The 18,134-nt window shown below is 47.2% G+C and carries 19 protein-coding genes and 1 other RNA gene; 8 read left to right on the forward strand and 12 right to left on the reverse strand.

Annotation, left to right across the window (positions count from 1 at the left end; genetic code table 11):
- The first annotated feature begins 7 nt into the window (after positions 1 to 7).
- The 3 genes from BOQ04_RS05105 (at position 8) to rnpB (ending at position 2,757) form a co-directional block, all read left to right on the forward strand.
- Complete coding sequence (locus BOQ04_RS05105) at positions 8 to 1,324, forward strand: glycerate kinase type-2 family protein (RefSeq protein ID WP_076023682.1); 1,317 nt, start codon at positions 8 to 10, stop codon at positions 1,322 to 1,324.
- Between the two features lie 15 nt (positions 1,325 to 1,339).
- Entirely contained in the window at positions 1,340 to 2,401 is a 1,062-nt protein-coding gene (pyrC, locus tag BOQ04_RS05110) for a dihydroorotase (RefSeq protein WP_076023683.1), read from the forward strand.
- Positions 2,402 to 2,450: 49 nt separating this feature from the next.
- An RNA gene (gene rnpB / locus BOQ04_RS05115) (RNase P RNA component class A) lies at positions 2,451 to 2,757 on the forward strand.
- Here the strand turns inward: rnpB and BOQ04_RS05120 are convergent.
- On the reverse strand, positions 2,758 to 3,180 hold the full coding sequence (locus BOQ04_RS05120; protein WP_076023684.1) for an OsmC family protein: 423 nt from the start codon (positions 3,178 to 3,180) through the stop codon (positions 2,758 to 2,760).
- A 410-nt stretch (positions 3,181 to 3,590) separates the two neighbouring features.
- On the opposite strand from BOQ04_RS05120, the gene rplM reads away from it, so the two are divergent.
- The 4 genes from rplM to erpA all read left to right on the forward strand — a co-directional run bounded on the left by rplM (position 3,591) and on the right by erpA (position 6,129).
- Positions 3,591 to 4,019: a 50S ribosomal protein L13 gene (gene rplM, locus BOQ04_RS05125; RefSeq protein WP_071466176.1), complete on the forward strand. Its 429-nt coding sequence runs from the start codon at positions 3,591 to 3,593 to the stop codon at positions 4,017 to 4,019.
- Between the two features lie 9 nt (positions 4,020 to 4,028).
- Positions 4,029 to 4,430: a 30S ribosomal protein S9 gene (gene rpsI / locus BOQ04_RS05130; RefSeq protein WP_076023685.1), complete on the forward strand. Its 402-nt coding sequence runs from the start codon at positions 4,029 to 4,031 to the stop codon at positions 4,428 to 4,430.
- Positions 4,431 to 4,578: 148 nt separating this feature from the next.
- On the forward strand, positions 4,579 to 5,637 hold the full coding sequence (gene argC / locus BOQ04_RS05135) for an N-acetyl-gamma-glutamyl-phosphate reductase (RefSeq protein ID WP_076023686.1): 1,059 nt from the start codon (positions 4,579 to 4,581) through the stop codon (positions 5,635 to 5,637).
- A gap of 105 nt (positions 5,638 to 5,742) precedes the next feature.
- Positions 5,743 to 6,129 carry an iron-sulfur cluster insertion protein ErpA gene (gene erpA / locus BOQ04_RS05140; RefSeq protein ID WP_076023687.1) on the forward strand — a complete coding sequence of 129 codons (387 nt, stop codon included), beginning with the start codon at positions 5,743 to 5,745 and terminating at the stop codon, positions 6,127 to 6,129.
- 17 nt (positions 6,130 to 6,146) lie between these two features.
- On the opposite strand, the gene BOQ04_RS05145 is transcribed toward erpA, so the two are convergent.
- The gene (locus BOQ04_RS05145) at positions 6,147 to 7,277 is read right to left on the reverse strand and encodes an anhydro-N-acetylmuramic acid kinase (protein ID WP_076023688.1); all 1,131 of its coding nucleotides are present in this window, start codon (positions 7,275 to 7,277) and stop codon (positions 6,147 to 6,149) included.
- Between the two features lie 62 nt (positions 7,278 to 7,339).
- Here BOQ04_RS05145 and tyrS point away from each other — a divergent pair, with 62 nt between their 5' ends.
- Positions 7,340 to 8,572, forward strand: a complete 1,233-nt coding sequence (tyrS, locus tag BOQ04_RS05150; protein ID WP_076023689.1) for a tyrosine--tRNA ligase — start codon at positions 7,340 to 7,342, stop codon at positions 8,570 to 8,572.
- 49 nt (positions 8,573 to 8,621) lie between these two features.
- On the opposite strand, the gene ruvB is transcribed toward tyrS, so the two are convergent.
- The 10 genes from ruvB to BOQ04_RS05200 all read right to left on the reverse strand — a co-directional run bounded on the left by ruvB (position 8,622) and on the right by BOQ04_RS05200 (position 18,134).
- The gene (ruvB, locus tag BOQ04_RS05155) at positions 8,622 to 9,686 is read right to left on the reverse strand and encodes a Holliday junction branch migration DNA helicase RuvB (protein ID WP_076023690.1); all 1,065 of its coding nucleotides are present in this window, start codon (positions 9,684 to 9,686) and stop codon (positions 8,622 to 8,624) included.
- Positions 9,687 to 9,704: 18 nt separating this feature from the next.
- Positions 9,705 to 10,286, reverse strand: a complete 582-nt coding sequence (gene ruvA, locus BOQ04_RS05160) for a Holliday junction branch migration protein RuvA (protein ID WP_076023691.1) — start codon at positions 10,284 to 10,286, stop codon at positions 9,705 to 9,707.
- Positions 10,287 to 10,325: 39 nt separating this feature from the next.
- Positions 10,326 to 10,844 (reverse strand): crossover junction endodeoxyribonuclease RuvC, encoded by a 519-nt coding sequence (gene ruvC, locus BOQ04_RS05165; RefSeq protein ID WP_076023692.1) that lies wholly within the window; start codon positions 10,842 to 10,844, stop codon positions 10,326 to 10,328.
- 6 nt (positions 10,845 to 10,850) lie between these two features.
- A complete protein-coding gene (gene purH / locus BOQ04_RS05170) occupies positions 10,851 to 12,431 on the reverse strand; it encodes a bifunctional phosphoribosylaminoimidazolecarboxamide formyltransferase/IMP cyclohydrolase (RefSeq protein ID WP_076023693.1) in 1,581 nt (526 codons plus the stop codon).
- A gap of 42 nt (positions 12,432 to 12,473) precedes the next feature.
- A complete protein-coding gene (locus tag BOQ04_RS05175; protein ID WP_076023694.1) occupies positions 12,474 to 12,713 on the reverse strand; it encodes a helix-turn-helix domain-containing protein in 240 nt (79 codons plus the stop codon).
- Between the two features lie 21 nt (positions 12,714 to 12,734).
- Complete coding sequence (gene dusB, locus BOQ04_RS05180; RefSeq protein WP_076023695.1) at positions 12,735 to 13,751, reverse strand: tRNA dihydrouridine synthase DusB; 1,017 nt, start codon at positions 13,749 to 13,751, stop codon at positions 12,735 to 12,737.
- A 139-nt stretch (positions 13,752 to 13,890) separates the two neighbouring features.
- The gene (locus tag BOQ04_RS05185; protein WP_076023696.1) at positions 13,891 to 15,045 is read right to left on the reverse strand and encodes an FAD-dependent monooxygenase; all 1,155 of its coding nucleotides are present in this window, start codon (positions 15,043 to 15,045) and stop codon (positions 13,891 to 13,893) included.
- A gap of 12 nt (positions 15,046 to 15,057) precedes the next feature.
- Complete coding sequence (locus tag BOQ04_RS05190) at positions 15,058 to 16,422, reverse strand: aminopeptidase P N-terminal domain-containing protein (protein WP_076023697.1); 1,365 nt, start codon at positions 16,420 to 16,422, stop codon at positions 15,058 to 15,060.
- Positions 16,415 to 17,137, reverse strand: coding sequence for an N-acetylmuramate alpha-1-phosphate uridylyltransferase MurU (gene murU / locus BOQ04_RS05195; RefSeq protein ID WP_076023698.1), 723 nt, complete (start codon positions 17,135 to 17,137; stop codon positions 16,415 to 16,417). Before murU ends, BOQ04_RS05190 begins: the two co-directional genes overlap by 8 nt.
- Positions 17,130 to 18,134: an aminoglycoside phosphotransferase family protein gene (locus BOQ04_RS05200; protein WP_083657518.1), complete on the reverse strand. Its 1,005-nt coding sequence runs from the start codon at positions 18,132 to 18,134 to the stop codon at positions 17,130 to 17,132. Before BOQ04_RS05200 ends, murU begins: the two co-directional genes overlap by 8 nt.

Genomic DNA, 18,134 nt, shown 5'->3' on the forward strand with positions numbered 1-18,134 from the left:
TAGAGTAATGACCCAAGAAACCATTCTTAAAAATGCTTTTGCAGCTGCATTGGCGGTTGCTGACCCCCAAAAGATCGTTCCCGAGCATTTGGGAAAAATCTTTCCAAATGGACTGAGCGGCCGATGTGTAGTAGTTGGTGCCGGCAAAGCCAGCGCCTCAATGGCCAGCGCCCTTGAGCGCCATGCAAAAGTGCATTGGCCTGAAGCCCAATTAGAGGGTGTGGTGCTAACGCGATATGGCCATGGCTCACCCACATCTCACATTAAGATTATTGAGGCTGGTCACCCCGTGCCCGATCAAGCCGGTATGGATGGTGCAAAAGCAATTTTTGCATTGGCCAATCAACTACAGCAAGGCGATGTTTTAATTGCTCTGGTATCGGGTGGAGGCTCTAGCTTACTCACACTCCCACAGGATGGTATCAGCATTGATGACATGCGCATCACGACCCAAGCACTTCTGCGTAGTGGTGCCCCTATTGAAGAAATGAATATCGTGCGCAAGCATTTGTCGGCGATTCTGGGGGGCAACTTAGCTAGAGTTGCAATTGATCGTGGTGCCCGGGTCGAGGCTTTATTAATTTCAGATGTGACCGGCGACTCACCCGCTGATATTGCTAGTGGGCCTTGTGCAGCAGATTACTCTAGCTATCAAGATGCCTTAGATATTTTGGCTAAATACCATCTCAATACAGAGCAAGTGCCTACCTCTGTTCTCAGTCATTTACAGAAGGGTGTGGCTGGCCAGATTCCTGAAACTTTAAAAGAGACTGATTTAAATAGCGCACACGTAGTCAATCATGTGATTGCCACAGCCCACAACAGTCTTGAAGCTGCCGCCACTTATATTAAAAGTGTTGGCTATCAACCCATTATCTTGGGTGACACCATTACTGGTGAAGCAAGAGATGTGGCGTTAGTGCATGCTGCAATTGCCCGAGAACTCTCCGGTTACCAATCTTGGGCCAAGCCGCCAGTGGCACTGATTTCTGGTGGAGAATGTACGGTGACTTTACCTCCGGGTATCGTGGGTCGTGGTGGCCGCTGCAGTGAATTCTTATTGGCTTTACTGGCAGCGACACCTGATATGTCCAATATTGCTGGATTGGCTGCAGATACCGATGGTATTGATGGTAGCGAAAAGAATGCGGGTGCTTGGTTTACTCCTGAAACGCGCCGTACTGCTCATGCAAGAGATATTCGTCCAAGTCATTTTTTAGCAGCCCATGATTGCTTTGGATTCTTTGCTGATTTATCTGCTTTGGTTGAAACTGGCCCAACGCTGACCAATGTAAATGACTTCCGTATTATTTTGATTGATTAACTAAAGCCAATTCTTATGTCGAATCACTTAACTCAAATTCAAATCACCCAGCCTGATGATTGGCATTTGCATATTCGTGATGGTGAAGTGATGAGAGATGTATTGGTTGATACAGCGCGGCAATTTGCACGTGCGATCATCATGCCTAACCTCAAGCCCCCAGTCACTACCGTAGATTTGGCGGATGCCTATCGGGCTCGGATTGAGAGTCAGCTCCAAGTGTTAGGCATTACAAGCTTTACGCCATTAATGACCTTGTACTTGACTGATAACACTTCAGCCGATGAAGTACGTAAAGCAAAAGCGTCAGGTATTACAGGGATTAAGTTATATCCTGCGGGTGCTACAACTAATAGTGATGCGGGTGTGAGTGATTTGAAGCATTGCACTAAAGCGCTTGAGGCAATGCAGGAAGTGGGTATGCCTCTTCTAGTGCATGGTGAGGTTACTCACTCTGACATTGATATCTTTGATCGTGAAGCTGTTTTCATTGATCAAGTATTAATTCCTCTGCGTAAAAACTTTCCGGCACTCAAGATTGTGTTTGAACACATCACCACACTCCAGGCGGCACACTATGTGCGTGATGCTATGAGTGAGCAAAATACTATTGCTGCAACCATTACCCCACAACATTTGCTCATGAATCGCAATGCGATTTTTGCTGGTGGCATTCGCCCACACAATTACTGCTTGCCAGTTCTTAAACGTGAGGAGCATCGCCTTGCTTTGTTGGAGGTGGCTACTAGCGGTAGTCCGCGATTCTTCTTGGGAACAGATAGTGCTCCGCATGCGAAGGGTGCCAAAGAGGCTGCCTGTGGTTGTGCTGGTTGCTATAGTGCTTTTAATGCTTTGGGCTTATATGCTGAGGCATTTGAGAGTGTTGGCAAGCTCGATAAATTAGAGGGCTTTGCTAGTTTCTATGGCCCTGATTTCTATTCATTACCGCGTAATACTGGAAAGATTACCCTCATTAAGCAGGCGCAAGCCATTCCAGCAGAGTTGCCATTGGGTGAGCAAACCATTGTGCCTTTGCGTGCTGGTGAGAGTATTGCCTGGTCCTTGGCAGCTATTTAAATCAATTAAATTAAGCCACTTTTCTCCGACTGCGTTAGACTGCAGGCGCAGAGTCAATTAGGCAATCGCCGCCTCTTTATTGAGGGGGAGGAAAGTCCGGACTCCATAGGGTAGGGTGATGGTTAACGACCATCCACGGTGACGTGAGGAATAGGGCCACAGAGACGAGCGTATTTAGTTACGGTGAAACGCGGTAACCTCCACCTGGAGCAATCCCAAGTAAGTAGGCGATGAGGCGTCCCGCTGAGTCTACGGGTAGGGAGCTTGAGCCGTCAGGTAACTGCCGGCCTAGAGGAATGATTGCCCCTAGATGCAAATCTAGGCGACAGAATCCGGCTTATCGATTGACTCTGCACTTATTCAGCAACAAGCTCAATGCTGTAGCTTAGCTCAGCCGTTTTGGCCAACATAGCTGTGGCTGAGCAATATTTGTCATGCGATAGTTTGACGGCTCGATCCACTTTGGCAGGATCTAGATCTTTCCCCTTGATCTGAAAATGCAGGTTGATCTTGGTAAAGACTTTGGGATCCTCAGTGGCCCGTTCAGCTTTGAGGGTGACATTGCAGGCACTAATGGCCTGACGGGAGCGTTGTAGGATTAAAACCACATCAAATGCAGAGCATCCTCCTGCTCCTGCTAGGAGCATTTCCATCGGTCGGGGAGCTAGATTTTTACCGCCTGCTTCCGGGGCGCCATCCATATTAATGAGGTGACCACTACCGGTTTCTGCTGAAAAAGCCATGCCATCAGTTCCTAACCAGGCTACTTTGCATTCCATATTAGTGATCCCTAACTTAGTAAATTAATCAATATTATCAATAGTTTACCAATTTATACATAAAACAGTGTTGGAATAAAAGCATTAAATAATTGACCGCGGTCAATTTTTTTGCACCGCACAATGAATTTTGTGTAAAATAACCATATTGGTAGTCAGTCTTATGTAAGAGATTGATGTACCTCCCAGTGTCTCCTCCACTTAAACATAGGTGGATTCCAACCCAGGACTCGTTCCTGGGTTTTTTTTGGGTTACAATTCAAGGCTTTACTGAATTGCCGTCCTAGTCAGCGGTAATTGTTTTACCAGTGAAATTACAGAATCTGCGAGCTTGCAAACATAAGCAGGGCCAAGGTGGACGTAGTTTGATTGGAGTAATTTTTATTTTGACTATAACAATTTGATAAATCATGAAAACTTTTTCTGCAAAATCCCATGAGGTAGTGCATGAATGGTTCGTGATTGACGCTACGGACAAAGTCCTCGGTCGTGTCGCCAGTGAAGTGGCACACCGTCTACGCGGCAAGCACAAACCCGAATACACACCACACGTTGATACTGGCGACTTTATTGTTGTCATCAATTCTTCTAAGCTGCGTGTTACAGGCACCAAAGGCTTGAACAAGATTTATTACCGTCACAGCGGATACCCAGGTGGTATTAGCTCGACTAACTTCGACAAAATGCAAGACCGTTTCCCAGGTCGCGCTTTAGAGAAGGCTGTGAAGGGTATGTTGCCAAAAGGCCCACTAGGCTATGCCATGATCAAGAAATTAAAAGTCTACGGCGACGCCAATCATCCGCATGCGGCTCAACAGCCAAAAGCGTTAGAGATTTAAGGAAACCAAATGGCTATTAATTACGGAAATTGGAATTACGGCACAGGTCGTCGCAAGAGCTCTGTTGCACGTGTATTCATCAAATCAGGCAAAGGTGAGATTACTGTTAACGGTAAACCTATCGATGCATACTTTGCTCGCGAAACATCACGCATGATCGCTCGTCAGCCTTTGGCTCTCACAGCCCACCTCACTACCTTTGATATCAAGGTAAACGTGAGTGGTGGCGGTGAAACTGGCCAAGCTGGTGCAGTTCGTCACGGTGTGACGCGCGCATTGATCGACTACGACAACGCATTGAAGCCAGCCCTGTCTAAAGCAGGCTTGGTGACTCGCGATGCTCGTGAAGTTGAGCGTAAAAAAGTTGGTCTGCACGGCGCGCGTCGTCGCAAGCAGTTCAGCAAGCGCTAATTCTTTCAGTCGCTTATGTTTTATCAGAAAGGGTCGCGCAAGCGGCCCTTTTTGTTTCTACAATCAATAGAATTGTAAGAATCGTGCAGTAAGCTTTATCCATTCTTTTTAATTAATAAGTTGCGCAATCAGTATTTTGGAGAAACACATGATTAAGGTTGGCATTGTTGGTGGAACTGGTTATACAGGCGTTGAGTTATTGCGCTTACTCGCCCAACATCCTGAAGTGAAGCTTCAGGCCATTACATCTCGAACGGAAGCTGGTATGCCAGTAGCGGAGATGTTTCCTTCTTTGCGTGGTCGTATTGATCTTCAGTTCACTACTCCTGATGAAGCAAAGCTAAATGAGTGCGATGTCGTCTTCTTTGCAACTCCGCATGGTGTTGCAATGGCGCAGGCAAAAGAACTACTTGCTAACAATGTGAAGATTCTGGACTTGGCCGCAGACTTTCGTTTAAAGGATGTAAAAGAATTTGCTAAATGGTATGGGATGGAGCATAGCTGCCCAGATATTTTGGCTGAAGCGGTGTATGGCTTGGCTGAAATTAATCGTGAGGCGATTAAGAAGGCGCGTGTTGTGGGATTAGCTGGTTGCTATCCGACTTCGGTGCAGTTGGGTTTGGCGCCGCTACTCTCACCAAAATCAACTGGTGGTAAGCGCTTGATCGATGGTACACATATTATTTCCGACTCGAAGTCGGGTACTTCTGGTGCCGGCCGTAAAGCTGAAATTGGGACTTTGCTTTCTGAGTCGAGTGATAACTTTAAGGCTTATGGTGTTAAAGGCCATCGTCACCTTCCTGAAATCGTCCAAGGTTTGAAGGCAATTGCAGGCCATGAAGAAATCGGTCTGACATTTGTGCCACACCTCACTCCAATGATTCGGGGCATTCATTCCACAATTTATGTACGCTTGACTGAGGTGGGTGAAAGCGTGGACTACCAAAAGCTCTATGAAGACTTTTATAAGAATGAGCCTTTTGTGGATGTGATGCCAGCGGGCAGTCATCCAGAAACCCGTTCCGTGAGAGGTAGCAATGGCTTACGTATTGCAATTCATCGTCCAGGTGGCGGTGATACCTTGGTGATTTTGGTGGTCGAGGACAATTTGGTTAAAGGTGCTTCTGGCCAGGGGGTTCAGTGTATGAACTTGATGTTTGGCTTGCCAGAGACCATGGGCTTGACTCAAATCGCTGTATCCCCTTGAATGCTAGGGGTTTGAGGCCTATTATTGGCTCTATTAAGACCCCGCGTGCAAGCAGGATATTAAAAGCCTAAAATAGGACATTGCCTTTCGAATTAGGAGTAAATCATGACACAAGCAGCCACCCAAGAATCAGTAGCACCAGCAGTCGATCTCGCCGAACCACCAACGCCATTGGTGTTTACGGATAGCGCTGCGGCTAAGGTTGCTGATTTGATTGCCGAAGAAGGTAATCCAGAATTGAAATTACGCGTCTTTGTTCAGGGCGGCGGTTGTTCTGGATTTCAGTACGGATTTACTTTTGATGATGCCGTAAATGAAGATGACACTTTGTTTGAAAAGAACGGTGTGACTTTGCTGGTTGATTCAATGAGTTTCCAATATTTAGTTGGCGCTGAGATTGATTACAAAGAAGATATCAACGGTTCGCAATTTGTGATTAAGAATCCCAATGCGACTACCACTTGTGGTTGTGGTTCCTCTTTCTCTGCATAAACATAACACTAAGTAATTTAAGCTGGATAACAAGCGCCCAAAATTCTAGGGCCCTTCGCTCCAGTAACGGCTGGCAAATTTGCCGGCCGTTTTTCTTTGTGAGCCCACGCTAGCCAAGCAAAGGCAAGTCCTTCAACGAGTTGTGGGTCAATGCCAAATTGATTGCTAGTTACAACAATCAGTGGGTGCTCGAATAGCTCCAATGATTTAGTCTCTAGCAGATGCATGAGTGCCGTATTTTGCGCGCCACCCCCACAGACAATCAGTTGTTTAGTTTTTGGCGCATAACTAGCAAGCGCTTGTAGTGCTGAGATAGCAGTCAAGTGCAAAAGCGTAGCTTGTACATCTTCAGGCTCAATATTTTCATCGCTAATATTGTTGCGAAGCCACTCAAGATGAAAATCATCCCGGCCGGTACTCTTCGGTGGCTGCTTGGCAAAGAATGAATCAGCCAACATACGTTCTAGTAATTTTGTATGAACGCTACCTTGTAAGGCCCAGTTGCCATTGGCATCATAGGCATGCCCTTGTTGCTCTGCAATCCAAGCATCCATCAGCATATTTCCGGGCCCACAATCAAAGCCCCTTACTTCGCCCTGCATTGGTAATAAGGTGAGGTTGGCAATGCCGCCAAGATTAAGTGCAGCGCGATCTTCATTGCTTGCGCCAAACTGCTGATCATGAAAGGCTGGCACCAAAGGTGCCCCGTGGCCACCGGCTGCCATATCTCGGCTGCGGAAGTCGGCAATGACATCAATACCCGTTTCCTCGGCCAAAAGTGCTGGATTCAGGGTTTGATGGGTATAGGCTAAGTCGCCGAAACCAGGTTGATGACGAATGGTTTGGCCATGTGCGCCAATGGCACTGATTTGGGCAGGAGATAGCTCTGCCTTTTGTAGCAATTGCTGAACGCATGTTGCATAAGCTAAAGACAGTAAATTGGCAGCTTGGTTTTCCCGATGAATTTCATTATGACCTGGGCTTTGAAGGTCGGAGAGGATTTTGCGTAAGGGATCATCAAAAACAGTGCTGACGGCCTCTAAAACGCTGGATTTACCATTTGCATCGATTTGGGCGAGAACGGCATCAATCCCATCTAGGCTGGTGCCAGACATAAGGCCAATGTAGTAGGAGTGCGGTTTATTCATCTCGTTCTCAGGAATGCGACAATTATGCTTTAGCAACTTAAATACTAAATCACTGTATCAGCATGACAGCTAAACCAGAACAAAAATACCCATTAACCCCTGAAGTTTTTGCCGCTCTTGAAGTCACGAAGCGTGGCTGTGATGAGCTATTGGTCGAGGCAGATTGGGTGCAGAAGTTGGCGCGTAGTCAAGCCACGAATACCCCGCTGAGGATTAAATTGGGTTTAGATCCTACTGCGCCAGATATTCATCTAGGGCATACGGTAGTTTTGAACAAATTGCGTCAATTACAAGACTTGGGTCATACAGTGATCTTTTTGATTGGCGACTTTACCAGCATGATCGGCGATCCATCTGGACGTAATGCTACTCGCCCCCCATTAACTCCTGAAGCTATTGCGATTAATGCAGAAACCTACTATCGCCAGGCGAGCATGGTTTTAGACCCTGCAAAAACGGAAGTGCGTTACAACAGTGAGTGGTGTGATCCATTGGGCGCACGCGGCATGATTCAGTTGGCTGCTAAATACACTGTTGCACAAATGCTAGAGCGCGATGACTTTACTAAGCGCTATCGTAATGGTGTACCGATCTCCGTGCATGAGTTCTTGTATCCATTGATGCAAGGTTATGACTCAGTAGCGCTTAAGAGTGATCTGGAGCTAGGTGGTACTGATCAAAAATTCAATCTTCTCGTTGGGCGCGAACTTCAGCGTGAGTATGGCCAAGAGCCGCAATGCATTTTGACTATGCCACTTTTGGTTGGTCTAGATGGTGTTGAGAAGATGAGTAAGTCCAAGGGTAATTACATTGGCATCAGCGAACCTGCTGGCGAGATGTTTGGCAAGCTAATGAGTATCTCCGATGACTTGATGTGGGATTACTTCACCTTGCTCTCATTCCGTCCCATGGCAGAAATTGATTTAATGAAGCAAGAAGTAGCGGCCGGTAGAAATCCACGTGATTGCAAAGTGATGCTCGCTCAAGAAATTGTGGCACGTTTTCATACGCAAGCGGCGGCAGAAAAGGCTCTAGATGACTTTAATCACCGCGCTAAAGGTGGCATACCGGATGACATTCCAGAGGTGACCCTCACAGGTGCTCCAATGGGAGTCGCCAATTTTCTCAAGGCTGCAGGGCTTGCTCCATCTACCTCAGAAGCTAATCGCAATATCGAGCAAAACGGTGTGAAGATTGATGGCGCCACCATCACCGATAAGCAACTCAAGGTTGAAGCTGGGACCTATGTGGTGCAGGTAGGTAAACGTCGGTTTGCTAAGGTCGCACTCAGTTAATTAAAAAACCACCCTCGGGTGGTTTTTAATAGGACTTGAGTTTGCTCTTTCAATCGAGCAGATTATTATTCGGAGGCGTTAAGCCAAAGTGCTCATAGGCTTGCCGGGTTGCTATGCGACCACGTGAGGTGCGTTGCAAATAGCCCTGCTGAATCAGGTAGGGCTCTAGGACATCTTCAATCGTATCGCGCTCTTCGCCAATGGCTGCAGCCAAGTTATCTATTCCGACCGGCCCACCATCAAATTTATGCAAGATGGCTTCGAGCAATTTGCGATCCATCACATCAAAGCCGCTAGGATCTACGTCGAGCATCTTCAAAGCCGCGTCAGCCATGGCTTTAGTAATGGTGCCAGTACCTTTGACTTCAGCATAGTCACGCACCCGGCGCAGCAGGCGGTTTGCAATACGTGGAGTGCCACGAGCGCGCTTGGCAATTTCTACTGAGCCTTCCGGGTCAATCTTCGCTTTGAGTAGACTGGCTGAGCGATCAATAATTTTCGTGAGCTCTTCAGTGGTGTAAAACTCTAGACGCGCCACAATCCCAAAACGATCACGCAATGGGTTGGTGAGCATCCCAGCGCGGGTGGTTGCACCAATCAGAGTAAATGGCTTGAGATCGATTTTGACGCTCCGAGCAGCGGGCCCTTCGCCAATCATGATGTCTAGACTGTAATCCTCGAGTGCAGGGTAAAGAATCTCCTCAACTACAGGAGACAAGCGATGAATCTCGTCAATAAACAAGACGTCGTTTGTTTCTAGATTGGTTAGCAGGGCTGCTAGATCACCTGGCCTATCTAAGACCGGACCACTGGTTTGGCGAAGATTCACACCGAGCTCACGGGCAATGATATGCGCCAGGGTTGTTTTACCAAGACCTGGAGGGCCAAATAGCAATACATGATCAAGTGCTTCTTGACGGGCTCTAGTGGCGCTAATGAATATCTCTAATTGAGCGCGCGCTTTGGTTTGACCAACATATTCATCGAGTTGTTTAGGGCGCAGTGCTTTTTCAAAAATAGCTTCTGCATTACCTGCTGAGCCACTCACAATGCGATCACCGTTTTCTGGTAAATCGTCGGGAAGAGTGCTTAGATCGTCAGTGTGTATCGCCATACCTCAAGTGTAGTGGGTTTAGCCTTTAGATAGGTACTTCAGACCCAGACGGATGCCATCGGATACGGAGCTGTCCACCGGAATTTGTTTGAGCGCCAAAAGCGCTTCTTTTTCTGAGTAGCCCAACGCAAGCAGAGCCTGTAGTACCTCACTACTCGCCTCGATAATATGAGGCTTGCCTGTACCAATACCAAGATCAGGAGCTAGTTTGCCTTTTAGTTCCAAGCAGAGGCGTTCGGCCGTCTTTTTGCCAATACCCGGAACCTGAGTTAAGCGACCTGCTTCTTGCATGGCAATTGCTTGGGCTAGTTCATTCACACTCATGCCTGAGAGCACGGCTAATGCGGTGCGGGAGCCCACGCCGCTAATTTTGATTAAAGCCCTAAAAGCCTCACGCTCAGTTTCAGTAGCAAAGCCAAAGAGTTGCTGCGCATCTTCGCGTACCTGAAAGTGGGTCAGGAGAGTAATCTTTTGATTGACCTCCGGTAGCTGATACAGCGTGCTCATAGGCACGTCAATTTCATAGCCAACCCCTTGGCAATCAACCAATAGGCGGGGAGGGTGAACCGAAATTAAGGTTCCTTGTATACGACCAATCATGTCAGGATCTTACCTTGTTTCCATTAATTCATTGAGCGTTTACTTGCTGCGCTTCTTGGTCGCCAGTGCACTGCTGATTGCTTTTGGAATATGAGCATGGTGTGCTGCGCAAATGGCTACTCCTAATGCATCGGAGGCATCTGCACCAGGCGCACGGCTTAAACGCAGTAGTCGCTTAACCATCTCTTGCACTTGGGGCTTAGCGGCTCGACCCGTACCAACAATCGATTGCTTGACACGTAAGGCACTAAATTCATCTACGGGTAGTTTGGCGGCAACCAAGGCTGCGATCACGGCACCCCTGGCTTGGCCTAGCATTAAGGTCGAGCGTGGATTGACGTTTAAGAAGACCTCTTCAATGGCAGCCGCCTGGGGTTGATAGGTATCGATGACCTCTTTGATCCCAGCATATAAAGCGCCAAGGCGTTCAGGTAAGCCTTTGGCTGGATCGCCACTTTCAATCGTCCCAGAGGCTACATACGTCAACTTTTGGCCTTCGACATCAATCACGCCAAAGCCAGTAATACGTAGTCCTGGGTCGATTCCTATCCAGCGCATGGCTTCTTAATGACGGAAATGACGAGTACCAGTAAAGATCATGGCAATGCCATGCTCATTTGCTGCCGCAATGATTTCATCATCACGCATACTGCCCCCTGGCTGAATAGCGCAACTGGCGCCACCATTGACTACCACATCAAGGCCATCGCGGAAAGGGAAGAAAGCGTCGCTAGCGACCGCAGATCCTTTCAGGCTTAGGCCAGCATTTTCAGCCTTGATACTGGCCATCCGTGCAGAATCTACTCGACTCATTTGGCCGGCGCCAATACCGAGAGTCATCCCATTGGCGCAATAGACAATCGCATTCGATTTCACAAATTTGGCAACACGCCAAGCAAATAACATGTCATTCATCTCGCTGGGAGTTGGCAAACGTTTGCTAACTACGCGCATTTCACTTTCAAGAACATTTTTAGCATCTGGTGATTGCACTAGCAAACCGCCACCAACGCGTTTGAAGTCAAATGTATTAAAGCCGTCACCCAATGGGATTTCTAATAGGCGAACATTTTGTTTGGCAGCAAAAATTGCTTTAGCTTCATCGCTAAAGCTGGGGGCAATCAACACTTCCACAAATTGCTTAGAGATTTCTTGAGCAGCAGCGCCATCACATGGCACATTAAAGGCGATGATTCCACCAAAGGCGGAGCTTGGATCGGTTTTAAATGCCTTTTGGTAAGCCTCAAGCGCATTGACGCCCACTGCTACACCACAAGGGTTGGCATGCTTAATGATGACGCAAGCAGCAGCGCCACCGGCGTTATTTGCAAAGCTCTTTACGCACTCCCAGGCAGAATCTGCATCTGCAATATTGTTATAAGACAGCTCTTTACCTTGGAGCTGCTTGTAATTAGCTAAAGCACCTGCTACTGGTTGAATATCTTTGTAGAAAGCAGCGGACTGATGTGGATTCTCGCCGTAACGCATCTCTTGAACTTTTTCAAAAGCAAGATGCAGTGTATCGGGATAGGCAGAGCGTGCTTTGTGATCTAGTGCATCATCTAATGAAGAAAGGTAGTTTGCAATGGCACCGTCGTATTGAGCGGTATGCGCAAATACTTTCTTCGCAAGACTCAAATTCGTTTTGTATGACACGACATTTTGATTGGCTTTCATTTCTGCCAATACAGGCTCGTAATCTGCTGGTGAAATCAATACAGTGACATCTTGATGGTTCTTAGCAGCAGCGCGCAGCATGGCTGGTCCACCAATATCAATATTCTCTACTGCATCTTCAAAAGAGCAGTTTTCACGCGAAACTGTTTCATTAAAAGGGTAAAGATTGATCACCAGCATATCAATGGTATCAATTCCATGTTCTTTTAATGCAGCCATATGCTCAGGGAAGTCCCGGCGCGCTAGCAAGCCACCATGCACCATAGGATGAAGAGTTTTAACCCGGCCATCGAGCATTTCTGGGAATTTGGTGAGTGAAGATACTTCAACTACGGGCAGTTTATTTTCTGCCAAGAGTTTTGCCGTACCGCCTGTAGAGATGAGCTTGATGCCCTGCTCATGTAATGCTTTAGCAAAAGGCACAATGCCATTTTTATCGGAGACGGAAAGAAGAGCTGTGCGGATCATATTGGAGATAAAGAGTAGTTAAAGTTTGATAGATAAATTGATTTACTTGATGAGTTTGTGCTCTAGTAATTTTTTATGCAGCGTATTGCGATTGATCCCAAGAAATTGCGCAGCCAAAGATTGATTTTGTTTGGCATGTTGCATTACTAACTCAAGCATGGGTTTTTCGACTACCCCCAATACCATTTGATAAATATCGTTTGGAGGAGTTCCCTTCAGATCATCAAGATAGCGTTGTAATTGGGTTTCAATACATTCGGTGATGGGGTGTTTATTGGTCATCGTCAAAAGAGGGCGGGCTTGTTAAGCGGCCTCTAAAAAAAGTAATTGATCGGAATGGGATTTCATCTCATCAAAAAAATCATTCACCATTTGCAACTGGGTTTTGCAATCATCAGCAGTGTTCATGCGCTGCCTAAAGGCATGAGAGTCGCGCAAACCTTTGCAATACCAGCCAATATGTTTTCGGGCCGTACGCAAGCCAATGTATTCACCATAAAACTCATAGTGATCTAGCAAGTGGGCATTCATGATGCTTTGAATTTCTTCGATTTGTGGGGTTGGTAATTTCCCACCCGTTTCCAAAAAATGATTAATTTCTCGAAAGATCCAAGGGCGACCCTGGGCTGCACGACCAATCATGATGGCATCTGCACCCGTAGTCTGTAAAACAAACTGAGCCTTTTCGGGGGTATTGATATCACCATTGGCCACCACTGGAATACCAACACTATTTTTAACAGCAGCAATCGTTTCGTACTCAGCTTCGCCGTGATACAAATCTGCCTTTGTGCGACCGTGGACAGTTAGCATGGAGATACCAACTTTTTCTGCCAACTGAGCAATTGCGATCGCATTCTTATGCTCGCGATCCCAGCCAGTTCGAATTTTCAATGTCACTGGAACGGCGTCCGGCCCAACACCAACTGCTTGTACTACCGCTTCCAGAATTTTTTCTACCAATGGTTCATCACGCAAGAGGGCCGAGCCCGCGGCAACATTACATACTTTTTTCGCTGGACAACCCATATTGATATCAATAATTTGGGCGCCATGATCAACGTTGAGTTTGGCCGCGGCTGCCATCATTGCCGGATCAGCACCTGCAATTTGTACAGCAATCGGCTTGAATTCGCCCTGGTGGTTGGCGCGACGCTGGGTCTTTTCGCTCTTCCAAAGGAGTGCATTTGAAGCAATCATCTCGGAAACTGCATAACCTGCACCCAACTTTTTACACAGTTGTCTAAATGGACGGTCCGTTACTCCCGCCATGGGGGCAACAAAGAGTCGATTTGCGAGAAGGTGAGGACCAATCTTCATTAAAAAAGTCGGGGCTGTGAAATGTCGCTGTGGCGGGTTGGAAAGCATGACACTTTAGCACAGGAAGGGGGTAAATTGCCTAAAAAATAGGCAAATCCAGTCTAAAAATGGTAAACCTGCAGATCTGAGTTAAACAGGCCTAACGGCGACCAAACATCATTTGGCGGGCTAAGGCTATTTTCACTGGAGGAAGCCACTGCAGACTCGATAAAGCCAGTCCGCGAGCCAGTACAACGGGAAGAAGATTGGACGTAAATACCCGCGCCATGATGTCTGTTAAACCAATGGTGGCCGTTCGGTCCGCTTTGCGGCTAGTTGCATAGTCTTTGAGGGTATGAGGCAGAGATTCGGATGATGATTCTTCTGTTCCCGAATACAGCGCTGAGAGTTTTTCAGCCAAAAGATAGGCGTCACGTAGGCCTAGATTAAGACCTTGGCCGGCAACGGGATGTAAGGTCTGGGCGGCATTACCAATCCAAACCTCATTGCCTTGGGTAATTTCTTTGCGATAGTTCAAGCCCAGTTCATACAGTCGCCGATCGCGCACTTTTAAGAATTTCCCCAGCCGAGTGCCAAACTCTTTTTGAAGTTCAGTCAGAAAATCGACATCATTGAGATCTAGGCGCATTTTTGCTACCGCAGGTGAGCTGCACCAGACTACATTAAGGGTATTGGCGTCATAGTGGCTGGGCAGGATCGCTAGGGGACCTTCTGCAGTAAAACGCTCCCATGCTTGATAGGGGATAGCGCTTTCTACTTCAACCAAGCCAACCAAAGCTGACTGACCATAGTCACGGCCAGATTCAACCCAATCTTGTGTTTTAAATAAGCCACCTTCGGCATGCACAATGCATTTGGCGTCTGTTGTAGGACTTTCTTGATTGGGTGCGATGTGCTCCCAAGCAAAATTGGGGGATGTTTTCTGAATTGCCCTTAGGGATTTGCGTAAGGTCAGGTGAATATCGCGATAGCGAATGATGTGGCCCAGAGCATCCTGATGAAGCTCTTCACGTGTCATCAAGGCGCGACCAAAACGACCTGATTGGGAAACATGTACCCGATGAATATCAGCCGCTTCCTTGGGCCATGCCTTGATCGTATCTAGTAGCAGCTTACTGCCGTGTGAAAGAGCAATACCGCGACTATCAGCTGCCACAAGATCCGCATCATCGGCTGGATTGCGATCTTGCAACACGAGTTTTGCCTCTGGAAATTTTTGCAGACACCATGCTGCGCAAGCTAGACCAACAGGACCGCCGCCTTGAATCAAGATATCGAAATGATCGTTGCTCATGCGCTGACTGGTTTAATGCTGCATTAATGCTTGAATTTCATCGGGGTCAACTGGCACACCACGGGAAATTAATTCACAAGCCGAGTTTGTGACAACGGCATCGTCTTCAATACGGATACCAATATTCCAAAACATTGGATCAATATCATCGGCTGGTCTGACATAAAGCCCTGGTTCAATAGTCAGCACCATGCCAGCCTGGAGTTTGCGCCATGGTTTTTCACTTGCCGATGCTGATGTGCTAGCTTCGCGATATGAGCCAACATCATGGACATCCATTCCCAACCAATGTGAGGTGCGGTGCATATAAAAACGACGATAGGCCCCAAGCTCAATAGCATTATCTAGTGAGCCTAACTCAGCACGCTTTAATAACTTTTCATCTAGTAAGCCTTGGGTTAAGACTCTTAGAGCAGCCTCATGTGGCTGTATAAAAGTATTGCCGGGACAAGTAACCGCAATGGCTGCCTCTTGGGCGGCGAGTGTAATCTCATAAAGCGCGCGCTGCGGACCGGTAAACGCGCCATTTACCGGGAAGGTGCGTGTAATATCAGATGCATAACCATCTAACTCGCAACCTGCATCGATTAAACATAAGTCGCCACTCACCAATTCTGTAGAGCCTGCGCGGTAATGAAGAATGCACGAGTTAGCACCACCTGCCACAATACTGTTGTAGGCAACACTTTGTGCGCCACTGTTACGGAACTCGTGCAGTAATTCGGCTTCGAGGTGGTATTCACGCATACCTGGTTTGCAGATTTGCATGGCACGTATGTGAGCGCGCGCAGAAATAGCAGCTGCTTTACGCATGATGTCCAGCTCATGAGGATCTTTAAAGAGACGCATTTCGTGGAGCAGGGCATCTACATCATGAAACTGTGAGGGGGGATTGATTCCGGAACGTCCCTGTTGGCGAACTTGCTTCATCCAATGGCGAAGTCTGCGATCATCCTCAGCGCTTTGAGCTAGGCGAATATAGACAGCATTTTGATCAGCTAATAGCTCTCCCAGCTTTACATCTAAAGTCTGGTTGCTGTGTGCGTATTGCACCCCCAGTATCTCAGGAGCAGCCTGAGGCCCTAGGCGGATGCCATCCCAAATTTCTCGTTCGGCATCTTTTGGGCGGCAAAACAGATGAGACTCTTGGCTATAAGAAGCGCCATTCCTCTGAACGATGATGACAAGGGTCGCCCCTGGCTCTTCAAAGCCGGTGAGATAAAAGAAATCACTGTCATGACGATAGGGAAATTCACTATCGCGATTGCGAGCAAGTTCGGGGGCAGTGTTGATGATGGCAATGCCGCTACCTGTTTGCGCATGTATTTGCCTGGCTAATTCATCCCGACGTTTTTGATAGATTTTGAGATTATTCATGCGCTGCGTTGAGTTCGTTTAAGCGTTGTGGAGTCCCTACATCGTGCCATGGACCAGTATATTTTTCAGCGGTGACTCTATTTTCCCTCATTGCTGCTCTTAATAAGGGAGCTAATTTTGTAGGCTCACCTCTTACCAAATCCTTAAATAAGTCTCGATGGTAAAGGCCAATACCAGAAAAGGTGAGTTTTTCGGCATCAGGCAACGCGCTATCTGAGACTTGCGAGTGATACAAATAAAAGTCGCCTTCTGGATGCTGCACGGGGTTGGGCACCAAGATCAAGTAGGCGAGCGGTTTGTGTGGATCTGCCAGCCTTTCAAGGCGAGTGAACTCATCGAGCAAATGATCCATCGGAAAGTTCGGGCAAAAGACATCTCCATTGATTACTAAGAAGTAGTCATGGGGGTCTAATAAGGGGAGTGCTTGGCAAATACCACCAGCAGTCTCTAAGGCAATCATTTCAGGAGAGTAGGTGATTTGTAGCCCAAACTGTGAGCCATTTCCCAGCGCATTTTCAATCTTCTCTCCCAGCCAGGCATGATTGATGACCACGTTTGTAATACCGGCTTTTGAGAGTGCTTCTAGGTGCCAGCTCAGCAAAGCTTTGCCTTTTATTTTTAATAAAGGCTTAGGTAGATCATCCGTTAAGGGACGCATGCGCTCACCTCGACCGGCAGCAAGCAATAAGCAAGGTAAAGAAGTGGGCCTAGTCATTCTGGTTTAGGCGAGTGGCTTCTAAGATGCGCGCTAAGGGCTTTAATTCAATATAGCGATTGGCTGTAGCAATGGCGTAATCGAGAACCAAGGGAATATCTTTGAGATAACCATCCTTACCGTCACGATGGAATAATCTTGCAAAAATACCCAGAACTTTGAGGTGGCGCTGTAAACCCATCCACTCAAAATCACGATAGAACTGTCCAAAATCACTTGGCATTGGTAATCCAGACTTGCGCCCCTCTTCCCAAAATTGAATGACCCAGTCAATCACCATTTCTTCGGGCCAGGCAATATAGGCATCACGCCATAACGAGGCGGCATCATAAGTAATCGGGCCATACACCGCATCTTGAAAATCTAAGATGCCCGGATTATTTTGGGCGGTTACCATTAAATTGCGCGAATGAAAGTCCCGATGCACAAATACTTTTTCTTGGGCTAGATTATTTTCAATAATCAGTGCAAAAGCCTGCCGCATTTGTGCCGTTTGTATTGCACTAAGCTCCAATTGAAGATGCTGCTTTAAATACCACTCTGGGAAAAGATCGAGCTCTCGTTGGAGTAGGGCTTGATCATAGTTGGGTAACACATTTGGTTTGCTGGCTAACTGCATTTGAACTAAGGCGTGGCTTGCATCTCGGTAGAGGGCATTTGCACTTTCATTATTAAGGGCTTCTAAATACGTTTTATGACCAAGGTCACTTAACAAAAGAAAGCCATCCTCAATATTTTGTTCTAGTATTTGAGGGACATGTAATCCTGCCTCAAATAGCAATAAATCGATCTCAATAAAGGCATCCAAAGGCTCATGTTGGGGTGGGGCATCCATCACGATCAGGGTCGGATAAGTGGGGTTTTTTGACTCAATCCGAAAATACCGCCTAAAGCTGGCGTCAGCTGAGGCGGGTGCCAATGTGGCTAGATCTAATTGCCAGCTAGGTTCAAGGCCCTTTAGCCAGCCACGAAGGGTGTCAATACGAGTATTAGTCAT

Source organism: Polynucleobacter sphagniphilus (assembly GCF_001953355.1).
GTDB classification, from domain to species: domain Bacteria; phylum Pseudomonadota; class Gammaproteobacteria; order Burkholderiales; family Burkholderiaceae; genus Polynucleobacter; species Polynucleobacter sphagniphilus.

Coding starts and splice junctions, on each gene's coding strand:
- murU (WP_076023698.1), bottom strand. CDS start 17,137: ATGACTAGGCCCACTTCTTTACCTTGCTTATTGCTTGCTGCCGGTCGA.
- BOQ04_RS05175 (WP_076023694.1), bottom strand. CDS start 12,713: ATGACCAATAAACACCCCATCACCGAATGTATTGAAACCCAATTACAA.
- pyrC (WP_076023683.1), top strand. CDS start 1,340: ATGTCGAATCACTTAACTCAAATTCAAATCACCCAGCCTGATGATTGG.
- BOQ04_RS05145 (WP_076023688.1), bottom strand. CDS start 7,277: ATGAATAAACCGCACTCCTACTACATTGGCCTTATGTCTGGCACCAGC.
- BOQ04_RS05185 (WP_076023696.1), bottom strand. CDS start 15,045: ATGAGCAACGATCATTTCGATATCTTGATTCAAGGCGGCGGTCCTGTT.
- tyrS (WP_076023689.1), top strand. CDS start 7,340: ATGACAGCTAAACCAGAACAAAAATACCCATTAACCCCTGAAGTTTTT.
- BOQ04_RS05200 (WP_083657518.1), bottom strand. CDS start 18,134: ATGACTAATACTCGTATTGACACCCTTCGTGGCTGGCTAAAGGGCCTT.
- ruvC (WP_076023692.1), bottom strand. CDS start 10,844: ATGCGCTGGATAGGAATCGACCCAGGACTACGTATTACTGGCTTTGGC.
- BOQ04_RS05105 (WP_076023682.1), top strand. CDS start 8: ATGACCCAAGAAACCATTCTTAAAAATGCTTTTGCAGCTGCATTGGCG.
- rpsI (WP_076023685.1), top strand. CDS start 4,029: ATGGCTATTAATTACGGAAATTGGAATTACGGCACAGGTCGTCGCAAG.
- argC (WP_076023686.1), top strand. CDS start 4,579: ATGATTAAGGTTGGCATTGTTGGTGGAACTGGTTATACAGGCGTTGAG.
- erpA (WP_076023687.1), top strand. CDS start 5,743: ATGACACAAGCAGCCACCCAAGAATCAGTAGCACCAGCAGTCGATCTC.
- rplM (WP_071466176.1), top strand. CDS start 3,591: ATGAAAACTTTTTCTGCAAAATCCCATGAGGTAGTGCATGAATGGTTC.
- dusB (WP_076023695.1), bottom strand. CDS start 13,751: ATGAAGATTGGTCCTCACCTTCTCGCAAATCGACTCTTTGTTGCCCCC.
- BOQ04_RS05190 (WP_076023697.1), bottom strand. CDS start 16,422: ATGAATAATCTCAAAATCTATCAAAAACGTCGGGATGAATTAGCCAGG.
- purH (WP_076023693.1), bottom strand. CDS start 12,431: ATGATCCGCACAGCTCTTCTTTCCGTCTCCGATAAAAATGGCATTGTG.
- ruvA (WP_076023691.1), bottom strand. CDS start 10,286: ATGATTGGTCGTATACAAGGAACCTTAATTTCGGTTCACCCTCCCCGC.
- BOQ04_RS05120 (WP_076023684.1), bottom strand. CDS start 3,180: ATGGAATGCAAAGTAGCCTGGTTAGGAACTGATGGCATGGCTTTTTCA.
- ruvB (WP_076023690.1), bottom strand. CDS start 9,686: ATGGCGATACACACTGACGATCTAAGCACTCTTCCCGACGATTTACCA.